This is a genomic window from Thauera sp. 27 (assembly GCF_000310125.2).
GTDB classification, from domain to species: domain Bacteria; phylum Pseudomonadota; class Gammaproteobacteria; order Burkholderiales; family Rhodocyclaceae; genus Thauera; species Thauera mechernichensis.
Genome location: NZ_AMXB01000003.1, coordinates 160,087 through 177,776 on the forward strand (window position 1 = coordinate 160,087; position 17,690 = coordinate 177,776).

10 protein-coding genes are annotated in these 17,690 nt (G+C 69.1%); 3 read left to right on the forward strand and 7 right to left on the reverse strand.

Annotated features, from left to right (window positions below; all coding sequences use genetic code 11):
* The first annotated feature begins 23 nt into the window (after positions 1–23).
* Both B447_RS02610 and B447_RS02615 read left to right on the forward strand, forming a co-directional pair.
* The gene (locus B447_RS02610) at positions 24–2,726 is read left to right on the forward strand and encodes a CoA-binding domain-containing protein (protein ID WP_002936135.1); all 2,703 of its coding nucleotides are present in this window, start codon (positions 24–26) and stop codon (positions 2,724–2,726) included.
* 82 nt (positions 2,727–2,808) lie between these two features.
* Positions 2,809–3,219, forward strand: a complete 411-nt coding sequence (locus tag B447_RS02615; RefSeq protein ID WP_002936137.1) for an acyl-CoA thioesterase — start codon at positions 2,809–2,811, stop codon at positions 3,217–3,219.
* Between the two features lie 406 nt (positions 3,220–3,625).
* Here the strand turns inward: B447_RS02615 and B447_RS02620 are convergent, their stop codons facing one another.
* The 5 genes from B447_RS02620 to B447_RS02640 form a co-directional block, all read right to left on the reverse strand.
* Entirely contained in the window at positions 3,626–5,131 is a 1,506-nt protein-coding gene (locus B447_RS02620) for a tripartite tricarboxylate transporter permease (protein WP_002936138.1), read from the reverse strand.
* 3 nt (positions 5,132–5,134) lie between these two features.
* Positions 5,135–5,578: a tripartite tricarboxylate transporter TctB family protein gene (locus B447_RS02625; RefSeq protein ID WP_002936139.1), complete on the reverse strand. Its 444-nt coding sequence runs from the start codon at positions 5,576–5,578 to the stop codon at positions 5,135–5,137.
* A 131-nt stretch (positions 5,579–5,709) separates the two neighbouring features.
* Positions 5,710–6,690, reverse strand: a complete 981-nt coding sequence (locus B447_RS02630; RefSeq protein WP_002926290.1) for a Bug family tripartite tricarboxylate transporter substrate binding protein — start codon at positions 6,688–6,690, stop codon at positions 5,710–5,712.
* 128 nt (positions 6,691–6,818) lie between these two features.
* Entirely contained in the window at positions 6,819–12,854 is a 6,036-nt protein-coding gene (locus tag B447_RS02635; protein ID WP_002936140.1) for a DUF7379 domain-containing protein, read from the reverse strand.
* Positions 12,855–12,905: 51 nt separating this feature from the next.
* Positions 12,906–14,495 (reverse strand): glycoside hydrolase family 19 protein, encoded by a 1,590-nt coding sequence (locus B447_RS02640; RefSeq protein WP_002936143.1) that lies wholly within the window; start codon positions 14,493–14,495, stop codon positions 12,906–12,908.
* A gap of 140 nt (positions 14,496–14,635) precedes the next feature.
* Between B447_RS02640 and B447_RS02645 the strand changes: the two genes are divergently transcribed.
* Entirely contained in the window at positions 14,636–15,226 is a 591-nt protein-coding gene (locus B447_RS02645) for a hypothetical protein (protein ID WP_002936145.1), read from the forward strand.
* 5 nt (positions 15,227–15,231) lie between these two features.
* Here B447_RS02645 and B447_RS02650 read toward each other — a convergent pair whose 3' ends face one another.
* Together B447_RS02650 and B447_RS02655 are read right to left on the reverse strand one after the other, a co-directional pair.
* A complete protein-coding gene (locus B447_RS02650; RefSeq protein WP_002936147.1) occupies positions 15,232–17,040 on the reverse strand; it encodes a sensor domain-containing diguanylate cyclase in 1,809 nt (602 codons plus the stop codon).
* 229 nt (positions 17,041–17,269) lie between these two features.
* Positions 17,270–17,690 (reverse strand): phosphoenolpyruvate carboxylase (locus B447_RS02655; RefSeq protein ID WP_002936149.1); only part of this gene is annotated, 421 nt, incomplete at its 5' end.

Sequence of the window (17,690 nt, forward strand, 5' to 3'; positions counted from 1 at the left end):
ACCCCGATTCCAAGGAGACAGCCATGTACCAACAAGGCGTTGGTGATTTCAAGTATTACGTGGGGATCAGTTCGCTGGCCCACATCGCGACCCGGCACGACCGCGTGTGCGTGCTCAACATCCTCGGCGGCGAATCCAGCGAGGTCACGCCGGTCGGCCATGCGTGGTCGGGCGGCAACGTGGTGTTCGGCACCTCGCCGGGGCGCCGCGGCCAGGTGCTGGAGACCCCCCTCGGCAACGTCCCGGTGTACAACAGCGTGCGCGAGGGGCTGGACGATGGCCACCGCTTCAATTGCGGCGTGGTCTATCTGCCGCCGTCGGCGGCGCGCGACGGCGTGGCCGAGCTGATCCGGGTGAATCCGGAGCTGAAGAAGGTCTTCATCATCACCGAGAAGATCTCGGTGCATGACGCACGCGAGATCCGCGCCATGGGCCAGCAGCACGGCATCGACATCTTCGGCGCCAACTGCCTGGGCGTGGCCGACTCGTGGAACCAGGTGCGCATCGGCGGCGCCCTCGGTGGCGACAACCCGTCCGACACGCTGCGCCGCGGCTCGATCGCGGTACTGTCGAACTCCGGCGGCTTCACCACCACCATCGCCCAGTACCTGCGCATGGCGGGCTGGGGCACGACCACGCTGGTCTCCAGCGGCAAGGACGTCTACATCCATTACGCCGCGCCGGAGTTCGCCTTCGCCCTCGCCAACGACGCGCGCAGCAAGGCTGCGGTGCTGTATTGCGAGCCCGGTGGCTACTACGAGCGCGACGCCGAGTTCACCAAGCCGGTGGTGGCCTGCGTGGTCGGGCGCTGGAAGTCGCGCCTCACGCGCGCCGTGGGCCATGCCGGTGCGATGGCCGGCGGCGAGGACGATGCCGCCGCCAAGGAACGCTGGTTCATGGACAAGTTCGGCGTCGACGGCCTGTACACGCCGGACAACCCGGTGTTCTCGGCGAAGGGCGCGGTGGTCACCAACATCGCCCACATTCCCGCCGCGCTCACCGCGGTGATGCGCGCCAACGCCACCCTGCCGGACTTCGAGCCTGAAGGCACGATGGAGCTCAAGCCCTGGTTCGGCGCCAACCTCGGCATCGCCCTGCCGCCGCAGCTCGACCTGCCGGTGGTGCCGGCGATCGAGCCCTATCGCAGCCAGATCGCGCGGCTGGCCGAACAGGTCGGCGCGGTGTTCCCGCGCGGGTCCATGAAGGACGCCTCGGGCGCCTCGCAGATGGACCCCGCGACCCAGGTCTCGAGCCTGCACGGGGTCAGCGTGCTCGAGGCCGCACGCCGCCCGCTCGAGGCCAACCTCGGCCTGGCCCTGCTGCGCGAGGCCGGCGGCGACAACGACCGCAAGCTGATCGCGGTGGCGGTCGGCGCCCACCTCAACCTGCATGGCGACCCCGCGCTCGCCGCGGCCGAGGCCGCACGCGCCGCCGGTAATGCGCCCAACGCAGTGCTCGCCGCCGCCATGGCAATCGTCGGCCCGCGCCGCGCCGAGCGCGCGCGCACGATCGTCGCAGCGCTGATCGAGCGCCTGCATGCCGCCGGCCTGCGCGACGCGCTCGACGAGGACTTCGATTGCCGCACCCTCGCCGACGACGCCGATCTGGTCGCGCTGGTCCACGCCCCGGCGCCCGACGCCCGCGCCGAGGCGATGCTCGCCGGGCTGGCGGCACGCGACGCGCGCTCGTTGCCCGTGCGCCTGTTGCAGCACACCGGCGTGCCCCTGAGTGCCGATGCCGTGCTCGCCGCGATCACCACCACGCTCGCGTGGGGACCGCTGATGCGCAAGCGCGTCTCGCGCCTGACCGCCGAGAGCCTGCCATGGTGGCTGCAGCTGGTCGGCACCCTGATCGGCGCCTCGGCCCCGGCCGAGCAGCACGAGGCCGGCCGCTTCTGCGGCATCGACGAGGCCGAGATGCTCGGTAGCGGTTCGCTCACCGCGCTCGCCTGCCAGGCCCTGCTCGGCCGCGTGCCACGGCTGGCCGACCTGTTCGCCTACCAGACCCTGGTCGGCATCCTGCTCAGCAACGGCCCCGGCACCATCTCCGCCCAGGGCGCCAAGGGTGCGGTCTCGGCCGACGGCCCGGAAACGCCGCAGCGTGTGCAGCTCAACAAGGCGGTCGTCGGCTTCCTCACCCACACCGGCTACGCACACGGTGGCAACGGCTTCGAGGGCGTGCAGTTCCTGATCGAGCAGTTTCGCGACAGCGGCCTCGACGACCCGACGGCCGCCCACGGCATCGACGTCGCCGCGCTGGCCCGCCACTGCGCCGAGGACTACGCGCGCTACAAGGCCGAACGCAAGCAGACCGGCAGCGAGGACATCCGCAAGATCCCGGGCGTGAACCACCCGGTGTTCAAGGACCGGCCGGTCAACATCGATCCGCGCGAAGCCTTCATCCACGAGCTGATGACCGCGCGCGGCGAGGCCAACGTGTTCCACGACTTCTACCACGCCCTGGTGCAGGCGCTGCACGAGGCCGGGGTATCGCGCACGGTGTATTGCGTGAACATCGACGCGGTGATCGCCGCCCTGCTGCTGCGCCTGACCTGGCAGCCGTGGCGCGAAGGCCGCATCGACGAAGCGCGCCTGGAAGACGCCGCATTCACCTTGTTCCTGCACGCCCGCATGCTGGGCTGCGCGGCCGAGATCGACGACCACCTGAACCGCGGGCGCAACATGGATACGCGCACGCCGGCGTCGAAATGCCGTCACGTCAGCTGACGCCGCTCACCCGGGGGCGGGCACTCCGCCGCCCCCGGCGAGCCGCGGGCAGCGCTTCCCCCACCCCCACCGGAACCTCACCATGAACGACTCGACCACCATGCCGCGCGGCGAACCCGCAATCCGCACCATCGCCATGCCCGCCGACGCCAACCCCGCCGGCGACATCTTCGGCGGCTGGCTGATGGCGCAGATGGACCTCGCCGCCGGCAACGTCGCCGCCCGCCGCGCGCGCAGCCGCTGCGCCACGGTGTCGGTGGACCGCATCACCTTCCTGCGCCCGGTGTTCATCGGCGACGAGGTCAGCCTCCACGCCGAGATCGTGCGCGTCGGCCGCAGCTCGATGACGATCGAGGTCGAGGCCTGGCGCCGCTCGCGCGACGGCGAGGAACAGGTCAAGGTCACCGACGCCAGCTTCGTCTTCGTCGCCCTCGACCAGGGCGGGCGGCCACGGGTGATCAGTCCTGGATCCCAGTCCGCGGCAAACACGTAAAGTCGAATCACTGGCAGGCGCGCAGCTACCCTGATGGAGGCGGAACTCGCCAGAGTTCCGCCTCTATTGCTGTGCGCAAGGGCGGCAGGACAGCGAAAGTGTCGCGATTCGGCCATCACCGGCAGAGGCTTCGAGCAGATCTCCCGGAAGACGCCCGAGATGGCGATCAAGCGGCGACGCACAGTCAACGGGATCGGTAGGGAAGACACCGCTCAGCCACGCCGGCGACCTCAACCTCACCGTCGAGCAGAAGAGGTTCAAGGTGAGCCGTCGAGTCCTCGGGCCTTGCCGCAAAAAAACGGGCGCCCGCAGGCGCCCATCAAAGGCGGCGACCCGGGACGGGGCCACCGCAAGCCGGATTCCGTCGCAACGCAGAGGACGGAATCCGTGGAGGTGAGTCTTCAACTCATGCCTGGGCCACCGCGCGGCGGCTGTCGAGCATGCGTGCGACACGCGGGCCCACCAGCATGGCGATGGCCGCCACCCACAGGCCGATGGCGATCGGGCTGGAGAACAGCACGCCGATCTCGCCGTTGCTGATCGACAGCGCGCGGCGCAGGTTCTGCTCCATCATGTCGCCGAGCACGAAGCCGAGGATGAAGGGCGCGATCGGGAAGTTCATGACGCGCAGCGCATAGCCCAGCGCACCGACCAGCACGCCGACGATGAGGTCGAAGGTGTTGCCATGCACCGCATACACGCCGACCATCGAGATTGCCGCCACGCCCGGCACCAGCAACCACACCGGGATCGACAGGAACTTGACGAACACGCGGATGAGCGGGATGTTCATCACCAGCAGCATGACGTTGGCGATGAAGAGCGAAGCGATCAGGCCCCACACGATCACCGGCTGGTCCTGGAACAGGGTCGGGCCGGGGGTGATGTTGTACAGCGTGAGCGCGCCCATCATCACCGCGGTGGTGCCAGAACCGGGCACGCCCAGGGTCAGCATCGGCACCAGCGAACCGTTGGCCGAGGCGTTGTTGGCCGCCTCCGGCGCGGCCACGCCGCGCATGTCGCCCTCGCCGAACTGGTGATCCTTGCCCGCCATGCGGCGCTCGCTGGCGTAGCACATCGCCGAGGCGATGGTGGCACCCGCGCCGGGCAGCACGCCGATGAAGAAGCCGGCGACCGCCGAGCGCAGCATCGTCCACTTGGCGAGCATGAACTCCTTCAGGTTGAACATCAGCCGCCCCGACAGCGCGATCGGCTCGGGGTTGGCATGCAGGCTCTGCAGCATCAGCAGGATCTCGCTGACGGCGAACAGGCCGATGACGATGACGATGAAGGGAATGCCGTCGGCCAGGTGCAGCATGTCGAAGGTGAAGCGATACACGCCGCTGTTCGAGTCGATGCCCACCGTCGATAGCAGCAGGCCGATCAGGCAGGCGATCATCGCCTTGGGCAGGGAATCGCCCACCAGGCCGCCCAGGCAGGACAGCGCCAGCACCATCAGCACGAAGTATTCCGCCGGGCCGAAGGCGATCGCCCATTCGGCGAGCAGCGGCGCGAAGGCGACGATGCCCAGGGTGGCGACCATGGCGCCGGTGAAGGACGCCACCGCCGACATCGACAGCGCCGGCCCGGCGAGGCCCTTCTTGGCCAGCGGATAGCCGTCGAGCGTGGTCATCACCGCGCCGGCATCACCCGGCACGTTGAGCAAGATCGCCGAGATGCGGCCGCCGTATTCGCAGCCGGCATACACCGCGCACAGCAGGATCAGCGCCGACTCCGGTGGCAGCTTCATGGCGAAGGCGATCGGCAGCAGGATGGCCACGCCGTTGATCGGGCCCAGGCCGGGTAGCAGGCCGACGACGGTGCCGAGGAAACAGCCGATCAGCGCGATCATCAGGTTTTCGGGCGTCGCTGCGACGGCAAAGCCCTGGGCGAGAAGCGTCAAGGTTTCCATGATTTACCCCGTGATCGCGTTGAGCCACAGCCCGGTCGGCAGCGCGACGTCGAGCAGGCGGTCAAAGAAATAGAACAGGCCGATGCCGAGGCCGACGCCACTCACCAGCGCCTGCTTCCAGCTCGCGCCGAACAGGCGCGCGACCGGCAGCGTCACCAGCGCGGTGGCGATCACGAACCCGAGACGGTCGAACAGCAGCGCATAGCCGAGCACGACCAGGAACAGCAGGCCGATGCGCTGCATCACCGGACCCGGCGCCCAGGCGGTCTTCTCGGTCTTGCCGAAGACCAGCGCCAGCGCGAACAGGCCGAGCAGCGCCAGCACGATCATCGGAAAGGCCTTCGGCCCGACCGGCTCATAGGAAAACGGCGCTTCGAAACCGCGCGCGATGAAGAGGCCGACGAGGCTGATGAGCACCAGCACGCCGCCGAAGATGCGTTCGCTCATGGCGATCTCCCTTCAGGTGAGGGCCGCGCCCGGCAAGGCGCGGAGGGGACAGGAGTGGGGGCAGCGCGCCAGCCGGAGCCTGCACGCGGCGCGGGCGGGTCGTGCCCGCGCCCTTGCCCGAGCGGCGAGGCTTACTGCGCCGTCAGGCCGAACTCGGCGGCGAGCTCGCGATAGCGCGCCACTTCCTTCTGCACGTAGGCCGTCAGGGCGTCACCCGTCAGGTGGTAGGGAAAGAGCCCGCGCTCCTCGCGCAGCTTGTCGAACTCGGGCGTGGCCATCATGGTGTCGAAGGCCTGCAGCCACCACTGGTAGTCGGCATCGGCCACCTTGGGGCCAACGTAGAAGCCGCGCGTGATCGTCCAGTCGACGTTGTAGCCTTGCTCCATCGCGGTCGGAATGTCGGCCAGCTCACCCTTCAGGCGCTCGGGCGCCAGGATGGCGAGCACCTTGATGCGACCGCCCTTGAGGTGGCCGAGCACCTCGGAGGCGTCGCCGGAGTAGGCCTGGACATGGCCGCCCATGAGCGCGGCCATCGCCTCGCCACCGCCTTCGAAGGCCACGTAGCGCATGTTCTTGTGATTGACGCCGGCCTCGCGCGCGATCAGCGCCGACTTCATCCAGTCCTGGCTGCCGACCGAACCGCCAGCGCCATACACCACCTTGCCCGGGTTGGCGCGGGTGGCCTCGATCAGATCCTTCAGGCTCTGGAAGGGCGCGTCGGCGCGCACGATGATGGCGCCGTAGTCGGCACCCACCGCAGCCAGCCACTTCACGTCGTTCTCGTTGTACTTGCCGAACTTGCCGATCGCCAGGTTCAGGAAGGAACCGCCCGAGAAGGCGACGATGGTACCGGCTTCGGCGGGGCGGTTGGCGATCACGGTGTTGTAGGCCACGGCGCCGATGCCGCCCGGCATGTAGGTGACGCGCATCGGCGCCTTCAGGAGGCCGCCGTCCTGCAGGCCGCTCTGTGCCAGCTTGCAGGTGAGGTCGAAGCCACCACCCGGCTTGGCCGGGGCGATGCACTCGGGCTTGGCCGGCTCGGCGTGGGCGACGCCCGCGGCAAGGGTGGCAAACACCGCGGTAGCGGCGGCAAAAAGGGTCTTCTTGAGCATCACGGCGATCTCCTCCGATTATCGATTCGTCTATCCCGGAGCAGAACCGCCTCGCCCCAAGTGGAGCGGACGATACGAAGACGTGCTTTCGATAGCCTTTCAGTGTTGCAGGCCTCCTCTGCCGATCCTCACGACAGGCCCTCGCCCAATGCCGCCGCCGCCGCCGCGAGCACCGCTGCACGCCGGTCATCCCCGGCGTCTGCGCGCAACGCGAGGAAACCGGCCAGCAAGCCAAGCTGCTTCGCCACCGAACCGAGCTGCCGCGGCGACACCGCAAGCATGCCCAGTGCATCGCGGTAGGCCTGCACCAGCCTGGCGGCCGCGGCGTCCTCCTCCTCGACGACATCGCCGACGAGCCAGCGCGTAAGCGCGCAGTCCGCAACCACGGCACCGTCGAAGAAATCGAAGCTGCGCGCAAAGCGCTTGCGTGCGGTAGCCAGACAGGCATCGAGCACGGCAGCGTCGATCGACTCGCCGAGCAGCCAGCCCAATTGCAGGCGGTTCATGCACGGGTAGGGGTTCCAGTCGGCCTGCGCCGGATCGCCCTCGCCGAGCGCGTAGGCTTCATGCGCGCGCAACAGGTCATCGCGCACACGTGCCCAGGCGGCCGTGCCCGCAGCGCGTGCGGAAGGCTTGCCGCCGTCGGCCACCAACCCGGCATCGGCCTGTAGCTGGCGCAGCTGCACCAGGGCGCGCCGCTTCCAGGCGCTGCCCAGGATCGCCTGACGCTGCAGGCTGGCTGGCATCCCAGCCTGCGGCGAGGATGCGTCCGCCACGGCCGGCGCGGCAGAAGCGATCAGGATCAGCGCGCGCATGCGCGCAATGGCGTCATCCACAAGGCCCAGCGCACGCACCAGATCCTGCCCCTCGCCCGGCTGGCTGAGCTGCTCGGCCAGCCGGGCCTCGACATTGGCCAGCAGTTCGATCGCCGCGATCGGCACCGCCCCTCGCGACGAATCCTCCGCGATTGCACGCAGCAAGGGCGCTCGGGCCGCGTCGAAACCGCCCACATCGCCGTAGGCGGCATACAAGCGGCCGAGCGCCTGCTGCACATCCGGGCGCGCTACCCACTGCGCGGGCAGCCGGCCCAGGCGGCGGTCGATGCGGCGCTGCAGTGCCCGCAAGCCGGATTCGCGCTGCTCGCTGCGGATGCTGTGGCCGTCCAGCCAGAGTTGGTCCAGCCAGTCGAGCAACTCCTCGGGCGCCAGCAAGGTCCCGTCCTCGCGCTCGGCACGCTGGTCCACCCGGAGCTGGAAGGCGGGATCGCCATAGGCCTGGTAGGCGCCCCAGGTGTTGCAGTCCGGATGGCGGTGCAAGGCCTCGGCACGCGCCTCGAACACTGCATCGCCGAAGCGCATGCCCTCGATCGCCATCGCGCTGAAGAAGCGCTCGGCAAAGGTCTGCGCCGCATCGTCGCGCACCTCCCAGCCGGCTGCGACCACACAGCGCACGCCCATGTCGATGAGCTCGCGCGCCAGGCTGGCAGCCAGACGGTGCGCACCCTGTGCAACGTCGACCTTGCCGAGGTGGCAGCAGCTCAGGAAGACGAGGTCGGGTACCGTCTCCATCAGGGCAATCTCGGCTGCGGTCAGCAACAAGCCATCGGACAGCACGACCCCGCTGCGGTAGCTGCCGTCAGCGGCACGGCAGGCGTGGATGCCATGCGCAGCAATCACCAGCACGCGGCTGGGGCGCGCAAAGAGACGGGCATACACATCGCCGGCCAGCGCGTCCGGCGGCGCATGGCTCACCGTATAGCCGGCACCCTCAAGGATGCGCACCACGGCCTCACCCTCGCGCGCAGCGCCCTCCAGACTGGGCAGGCGGTCGGGGCGCGGCGTGCCGTCGGCATCCACGCGAGGCTTCCAGCCCGGCCCGCCGAACTGCACGTGGTATCCCTCGGTACTCGGGTTGGCGATGACGCAGGCCGTCATGGCGTCGGTACGCACGACATTGTGCCGGTAGCTGCGGGTCATGAACTGGCGCACCATGCGGCTGCGGCTCACCAGCGGCTCGCCGTCATCCTCCAGCAGTTCCCAGGGCAGGTTGGCAGTGCTTTCGTCGACCACCAGGATCAGGTTGCGCGCCTTGCGCGCTGCCGCCTTGAACTCCACCGGCACCAGCAGCTGGAACAGGGTGTGGCCGAAGCTGCCCTCACCGCCGCGGTAGCGGGTGGACGCAGGCCCGGTCAGTGCTTCGTCGGCCAGGCGTTCGATGAGACCGGGCTGGCGCGCTTGCACGACAACTTCTGCACGCGCCTTCTCGCCCATGAAGGTAAAGCGGAAGCGCCGGGCATGGCGGATCAGCGGCGTGGGCGCATCGATCAATGCTGCGGTCTCGCCGTCGGCATCGGTGACCGCAAGGCGCGGCCAGTAGTCGCCGAAGGGGGTCACGCTCAGGCGCTGGCGCACGCCTTCGCCATGGCGCAGCGGCTCGGACAGGTCGAGGCGGGCGCCCAGGCGCTCGAGTTCGGCGGCGAGGCTCTTGTCGAGCGCGCTCACCGCATGGGCCGCAGAGATGGCGGCATCACGATAGAGCTCGATCAACTCCAGTTCGACAATGCGCCCGACCGGCCCTCTGCGCGCCTTGGCGCACTGGGCGTAGTCGCGATTGGCGAGCAGCACGCCGCGCACCACCGCCTTCACCGCCTCGCCGACGTCCAGGCTGGCCGCGGAGTTGCTGCCGACCAACAGGCTTGCGAGGCGCAGCGGAATCGCAGTATCGGGCTGACGGCCGCGGCCATCGCAATGGTCCTCGCCGTAGCGGTCGGACGCATGCAGCAGGTAGCGCAGCGCGCCGGCCCGCACGGCCTCGGTCACCCCCTCGGCACCGAGCGCCCCCATCTCGCCCAGGCCGACCACCACCGCGCCACGGCTGGTGCCGCGCAGGCGCTCCTCGGCGCTGCGCGGCATCAGAACCACGGTCGCATCGCCCAGCTCGCCGGAATGGATGCCCAGGCGCTGGCGGTGGCTGAGGGCACCATCGACCAGCCAGCGGTCGATGACGGCCTCGGCGCCCGCGATCGGGTCACCACGGTAATGCCCGCACAGCAGCGGGATCTGTACGAAGCGCAGATCCATCGCGCGCACACCCACGCGCAGCACGCTGCGTCGCCGCTGCGGCAGCGCCGGAACACGGCCGCCGAGCGCACGGCTGGCGAGCTCGGCCTCGGTCGGCCAGGCGGGCGGTGGCCCGGCGCGGTAGTCACGCACGGGGACGCGCGCCGTCTCGCTGCGGCTGAGCGGCAGCCGGCCCAGGCGCAGCGGTGTCCCGCGCGTGAGCAGGGCCTCGATGTCGGCAAAATGATCCGCCGTGCTGGTCAGCCCCATGTGGTCGGCGGCCATGTGCCAGCAGCGCTCGTCCGGCAGGCCGGCAAGCCGCCCCGAGGCCCAGGTCACCGAACCGTCGCCATGGGGCGTGCCGCGCATGCGCACGAAGGGCCGGCTGCCCTCGTCGAGCAGGACCAGGCCGCAGGGCGTGTTGTCCGCGTTGCCGAACACGTAAGCGATGCGTTCGGGCGCCTGCGCGACCCAGCCGGTATCGGCGACTGCATTCCAGAACGCGCGTGCCTCGTCGAGCACGCGCTGGGTCGGCTTGCCGGCAAGGCGACGGCCGAACCAGAAGTCATCATTGATCGCGCCGAGCTCAGCCCAGGTCTCGGCGCGGTAGTAGTCCTTGGGCGCCACGCCGCCGCTGTCGACAAAGCCGGGCGCAGGCAGCAGATGCACGGCACCGGGGAAGCCGGCGACGATGTCGAGCACGGCCTGCAGGCCCTGGCGCAGGTCCAGGCGGGCGAGCATGCGAATGGTGTCGGACTGGCCTAGCAGGGTCTCGACCAGCAGGTGCGAGCCCTGGTTGGGCGTGCCGAGCATGAGCAGGCGCACACCCTGGCCGGGACGGGCGACGATCTCGGCCCACAGGCCGGGGTCGGCCGCGAACGCCGCGCGCGCCACCAGCCCGCCCATGCTGTGCGCCAGGATGCGCAACGGCTGGTCGGGGTGGTCCTGCAAGGCCTGGCGCAGGCGCCCGGCGAGCGCCTTGCCGAGCTCGGCGATCGGCTGGCGCCAGTCGTAGTCGTGGCGGATCACGCGGTGGCCGGACTCGAGGTAGCCGGCGAGCCGACCGTAGGCCATGCCGACCAGGCCGGCCGGACTCACCGCCTTGCTGCTGTCGATGGCGATGCGCACCAGCCTGCCGCGCGCCAGTTCGATCGGGTCGAGCCAGATCCGCCGCCCATCCGCAGCCAGGTGCGAGCCCATGATGCCGGGCAGGAAGAACAGCACCGGCACGGTGTTGGCGGCCGGCTCGGGCTCGCCACGGCTGGCGCGGGTGGCGAGCGCAGGGTCGATCACCGGCAGCGCCAGTGGCGCCCAGGCCGCCAGCGCCGGGTCCTTGTCCGCCAACGCGTCTGCGCGCAGCCAGGCGGCGAGCGCGGCCGGCAAGGGCACGCCGTCGCGCTGAACCTCGTCGCGGAAATAGCGGAAGTGATTGACCTCCGGCCCTTGCACGAAGATCGCACGGTGTGCCGGCAGGCTGGCCGCGACCGGACCGTCCGCCAGCGTCTCGGCGCCACTGTCGGCAGTAGCCGCACGCGCCACCAGGCCGCCGTACATCGAGTCGGTGTCCACCACCAGGTCGTTGCGCGCGCGGTCGAACAGCGCCCAATCGACGAACATCACGCCGATACGCTGCAATACACCGCCCCCCTCGATATCACCCGCGATGACGCCCACCTTCACTGTCGCGGCGATGCGGGCGCGGCCAAGCAGCATGCCCATCGGCGCTTCGGGCAGCATCGCCTCGATGCCCGGCACCACCTGCGGCTGCAGGCGCTTGTCGGCAATCTCGAGCACCACGCGAGCGAGAAACTGCAGGCCACGATCGGCCACCGCCTTGGCCTTGGCCGCCGCGGCCGGCGCCAGCACGCCGACCGCCGCGCCCACACCCCACGATCCGGCGCGCCGAACCAGGTTGAGCAGCCCGGACAGGAACACGTCGAGGTTGTCGGACAGCAGCGCGGTGCCGCGCGCGGGCGCGGCCACGCGCACATAGCGCTCGACCGTGATGGCGCGCTCGACCAGCAGGGCGGCAAGGCGACGCAGCTTGGCGCGCTCGCCGGCGGCATAGGCTTCGGTATCGGCCTCGGCGTCCGCCTTGGCACTGCCCCGCAGCGCCGCCAGCGCGGGCATGTTGCTGCGGTAGTCGTCGATCAGCGCATCCAGCGCACCATCGCTACCGTCCAGGCACAGCAGGTCACCGACCAGACCGCCGCGTGAATGCGTCACCAAGCTGATCGTGCTCCCGGCTGGCAAGGTCTCCACCAGCGCCAGCGCATTGTCGATCGGGCTCTGGGAGAAGGTCCGGTGCTCGTAGCCGAAGATGCGATCGCCGAAGCGCTCCTTGAGCACCGCCCACGCTGAACTGCCGCGCAGATCGCCGAAGCCGCCCAGGATGTGCGAACCGGTACCGTGGATGAAGACAAGCAAGGAGCCCGCCCTGGCCGCCCTGTCCAGGCGCGCGTCGCCCGCCCGGCACAGATCCTCGCGGGCGAGCGCGCCGCCATCCCAGGCGTACAGACCGGGTTCGCCTGCCAGCCGGTCCTCGATCATCGCCATCAGTGCCGTCGCGCCCTTGCGCGAGGCCCAGGCTGCCGCCCAGTCCTCGACCTTGCCGCCAGCAAGATCGAGCAGCTTGTCCTTGGCCGCCTTGCCCACTGCATCCTCGGGCAGGTGCAGCCGGCTCACCCGCCGCCATACCCAGCCCAGCGCACCGCGGGTGCTGTCCTGGGTGTCGCGGAAACCGGCGAAGTCGACCGCGCCATCCGCATCGACGAGTTCGGGCCGGGTACGCGCGAGCTGTTCTGCAAGCGCATCGGCGCGAATGAAGATGGTCGTGCCATCCTCCGCCTCCAGGGCGAGCAGGCCGGCATCCTCGTCCAGGCCATGGACAACGGGCGCCTCCTCGCTACGGCTGGCAGCAGCCAATTCCAGCACTTCGGTAACCTCGAGGCCAGGCACGAGCGCAAGCGCATCGCTGCCATCGGCACGGCTGCCTGGCAGGCTGAGAAGCGATGGCGGGCGGGCGTCGGCCAACGCCGAAGCGGGCGTCGACAGCGGCAGCTTGAGCAGGGTACGGGCGGCGCGGGCAGCCTTGCGTCTGGCCATGGGGATGCTCCCGGATGAGGGTTGGGGTCAGGCCGGAGGGTGGCGCCTGGTTCAAGGATGACGCCAGAAAGCATGGGCGCGAAAGCGCGCATGCAACCACCATGCATTGGCAGCAGGCGCCCGCAGCACGTTGCGTGTCCCAGCCTGGGATTCGAGCGGCTGCACGACCTCGCCGCGGGCATTGCGGCGGGCAACAGCGCCGTCGCGCTCGGGGACGACGACGGTAATGTGGCCCGGGCTGTTGAGGTCGCGGCGCTGGGCGACGATCAGGCACACCTCACCTGCATTGGCGGCGGCCTGGAGCAGGGTCGGATCGACCTCACGCACCCAGCCGAAAGCGGTGCCATGGTCTTCCAGCCAGTCGAACAGGGCGTTGGCGTTGAGTTCGCGCACAGTCTGCCCGTAGCTGACCGCCACCGTCTCACCCGCGGCGATGCGGCGCAGGGCCGGGCCGGACCACCACACCCGCGGCAGGTAGGCCCCGCAAAGGTAGGCAAAATCGGTCGCATAGATGTTGCAATAGGTCGCCCCGCCTTGGGGCTGATAACGCCGATGGGCGGGCGCAGCGACGTCCAGATAATCGACAATGGCATCCAGCGCCGCCGCACGCGCCTGCGTCGTGCGTCCGCCGCGCGCCGGTCGTCCCTCCTCGCCGAGCGGGTAGGCGCGCCCACCGTCACGCGCGCGCGTGATATCGGCACGTCCCTGCTGCATGTGTGCAGCCGGCAAGCTCGCCGCAGCCGCCTCGGAGGCCACGGCGGTGCGCGCACGGCCGCGCACCAGGGGCTCGAGGAAGCGCGCAGCAACGAAGCCTTCGCGCAGCGCACCATCGAGCAGGATCCGCACGCGCACCCAGACATCGGCATCCGCCGCGCCCAGCACTTCGACCAGGCAGCCCTGCGCCAGCGTCGCCATGCGTGTATTGTCCGCGGCACGCGGCGCAGTACGCAGATTCAGGGCAGCGGGCACCACCTTGTGCGTTGCCTTGAACACCGGGCCCGCATGCAGCTCGACCGCCCCGCGCGCGGCAAGCTCAGCGAGCGCGCACCTGGCCTTCTCGAGCAGTTCGCGGCGGTGGGCAAAGCCATTCAGGCCGCCATTGACGCGTCGCGTGATCGTACTCAGGTCATCGACATCGGCAAGCGCATTGAGACCGTTCCGCTCCCAGAAATACACTGCGGACTGGACTGCATACTGGGTGGCCACACGCTCGGGCATGGCGACGACGTCATCGCCGATCCAGGCCGAGAACGCGCGATAGTTGCTCTTGCCCGTGAGCTGGATCAGGCCACGACCGCGGTAGCGGTAGCCGTCGCCCGTGGCCTCGGCACCATTGCCCATGCGCCCGCCATAGACACGATTCCCGATGCGCTCGGGCTGGTTGGCATGCGCTGCGGCCTCCGCAGCAGTGGGAAAGTAACGCGGGAACACCGCCTGCAAGCGCTCGGCCGAGTAGTTCATGTTCTCGACCGTGGTCTTCAGCATCCCCGACTCATGCATGAGCTGGGCAAGGAAATGGGCGACCCGCAGGCTGGAGTCGATGCCATGCACCGCCATCGCGGCATTGAGACTATCGAGGTACTTGTCGGCGTTCGCCGCACTGGCCCCCATGCGGGTGAGCACTTCACGCGTGATCGACATGTCCCCTCTCCGGTCGTCCGTCCCGCTCCAACTTAAGCCCATGGAATGGCGCAATTCAAGCCTGCTCGAGCAGACGCAGAACCAGCGGCGGCAGGGCACGGCATAATGACGGCCACCCGCCCCCACCGAACGCCGCGCAGATGGACACCGCACACACCCCGACGCCGGCTGCATGCAAGCGGGCACGCGCCATCGCTTGCACCTGCATCGCCATCGCCCTGCTTGCACCCGCCGGCGCGTACGCGGCCGAGATCGTCACTGCGGCCATCGGCCCCGGCACGGAAGCCGATCATGAACTCGAACTGATCTGCAGCGAGCTGAAGGACAGCGACCACACGCGTCTCGTACTCCGCCAGCTGCAGCCGGCAGCAGGCGCACCGGCCGCCATCACCCGCTTCGAGATCGTCACTCCGGAGTTTCTCTGGCCCGCACCGGGTCAGGCCGAGAGCGCGCGCTTTGCAGCCGGCCTCAGCGATGCGTCACCGGACCTCGCCACAGCACTGCATTTTGAGACGCTGCACGATGCCGCAGGCGCGCTCCGCCTGGTGGATTTCCACGCCATCGATCCGGACGCCGTCGCCTTCGAGGGGCTGCGTGGGTCGCTTGCCATGCACGAGCCCTGGCAGGATGGGCGCGCACTGGGGTCCCTGTTCTACGCCGGCACCGGAAACCGTCTGCAACTCGTCGCCGTGCAGTGCAGCCGCTTCGTTCTCGCCAGGGCGGATGACTGAACGGCTCAGGCGCGCCAGGTGGCACGCCCCGCGTGCTTGGCGCGGTACATCGCGGCGTCGGCCTCGGCAATGAGGTCGGCTGGTGTCTCGGCATCGCGCGGATAGAAGGCCACACCAACACTGGCTGAGATGCTCACCACTTCACCGTCGATCTCGAAAGGCTCGGACAGGCGGTCTACGAGCTTCTGGGCAGACTGCCCCGCGAGATCGCGCGCCGGGCTGGCAGGGATCAGCACGACGAACTCGTCGCCGCCCAGACGCCCCACGGTATCCTCGCTGCGAAACAGCTGTTCCAGGCGCCGCGCGACCTGGCACAGCAAGCGGTCACCGAAAGCATGGCCAAAACGATCGTTGATCGGCTTGAACAGATCGAGATCGACGAACAGTGCGATGACTTCCGAGCCTTCGCGCCGGGCGTGCAGGATCATGCGCTCCAGCCGATCGAGCAGGAGGGCGCGATTGGGCAGGCCGGTCAGCATGTCGAAGTTGGCACGTCGCCAGATGTCATCCGCCTCGCGCCGGGATTCGGTGACGTCGGCAACCAGCACCAGCCGCTTGTGGCGTCCGCCTTCGTCGCTGCTCATCCGCGTCACGCGTGCATGAGCAATGTAGCGGGCGCCGTCAGGTCTCATGCCGACGAAGTCACCACCACGCATGTCCTCGCCCTCCACGTCCAGCAGGGCCAGCAGATCGTCAGCCGCTGTCGTCTCGCCGCACAGCATCGCGGGGCTTGCGCCGTGGAGCACCTCCTCGGTGTGACCGCTGATCTCACACAGGGCCGGGTTGGAAGCGACGATGCGCATCGCATCATCGACCACCATGATGCCCTCGGCCATGTTGTCCACCAGATTCCTGGTGCGTGCCTCGCGCACGGCCAGCCGGCGCATCACCTGTGCCGAGCGCGCGAGTGCATAGAGGAGCCCGGAGACGGCGAGCAGGAAGAAGATGCTCAGGAACACTCCTCGCGTGATGCCCTGCTCGCGCGCCTTCCTGACCGGCGCGAGCACGTCATCGAGCGCCAGGCCCGAAACCATGACCAAGCCGGACGACAAACGGCTCCAACCAAAAATGCGGGAAACGCCATCAGCGACACTCTCGGCAAGGTAGTCGCCTTCCATAAGCGCTGGCTGATCGATGAAGTCGCGCCTCAGACGCAACTGCTTGCCGTAGTGTTCAGGCCCGCTCAGCGAGCGCATCAACAGTTCGCCATCGCGACCGACCAGCGTCAGCGTGTCTCTCCGCCCCGGCTCGAGTTGCGCCAGCGTCTCGGCCCAGGTCTCGACCGACACCGCAATCGACACCACGCCCGCGAACACGCCATTGTCGCGGATCGCCCTCGCGACCTGGATGCTCCAGCGCTGGGTCAGCCGCCCGAGCACGGGTTCGCTGACGAGGAGGATGTCATCCTCGGCGTCCGCCAGGCGGGCGTAGTAGTCGCGATCGCCAAGATAGTTGCGCGGTGACGGACCAAGCGAGGAGTAGCTCAGGTAACCATCGTGGTCGATGATGAACAACTGGAGCACGAAATTGCTCGGCATGTCCTGCAGCGCAAGCCGGGTCTGGCGCTCGATGGCGGCATGGCCGTCGGAGACGGCCGCGCGCACCGACCTGATGGCCAGGTCCAGGCTGTCGAGTCTTGCCTGCACCAGCTCCCCCACGGCCTTCGCCTGCCCACGCGCCTGATGGCGCGCGCGCTCGACCGTTGCCGCCTCGGTCTGGTCCATGCTGCGCAACATGTCCGACCACCCGAAAACGAGCGCGAACAGGGTCAATACCACGATCGCGGCACGAATCGTATTCAGCGGCCATGGCATGACCTGCATTCTCAAGGAGTGCCGCGGCAAGACAGTCTCCGGCTGTTGTCGTCGGGGCGAGGGTCCTACCCCCAAGCCTATCGCTGCTCGATGGTACTACGAGCCTGCCAGCCCGATTGACCCAAACGGCATTGTTCCGACCAGCGTGCTGTTTCAGCCGCTGGCCGGCGGCAGAAGGAAGAGCAACAGTGACAGGGTCACCCGCGCACAAGCCCCACAGGCACGGACATCAGCCGCTGTTGCGCAAGCCCGCCGCGATGCCGTTGATCGAGATATGGATGCCGTTGCGGGTGCGCTCGTCGCTGCCGGCAGCGGCGGCGGCTTCGCGGTGGCGGCGCAGCAGCTCGACCTGGACGTGGTTGAGCGGGTCCAGGTAGGGGAAGCGGTTGCGGATCGAGCGCTTGAGCAGTGGGTTGCCGTCGAGCAGCGCGGCCTGGCCGGTGATCTTGAGCACCGCCTCGACGGTGGCCTGGTGCTCGGCGCGGATGCGCCCGAAGATCGCCTCGCGCAGCGCGGCGTCCTTGACCAGCTCGGCGTAGCGGCTGGCGATCGCGAGGTCGGTCTTGGCCAGTACCATGTCCATGTTCGACAGCAGGGTCTGGAAGAAGGGCCACTCGCGGTTCATGCGCTGCAGCAGCGCCAGGCCGTCC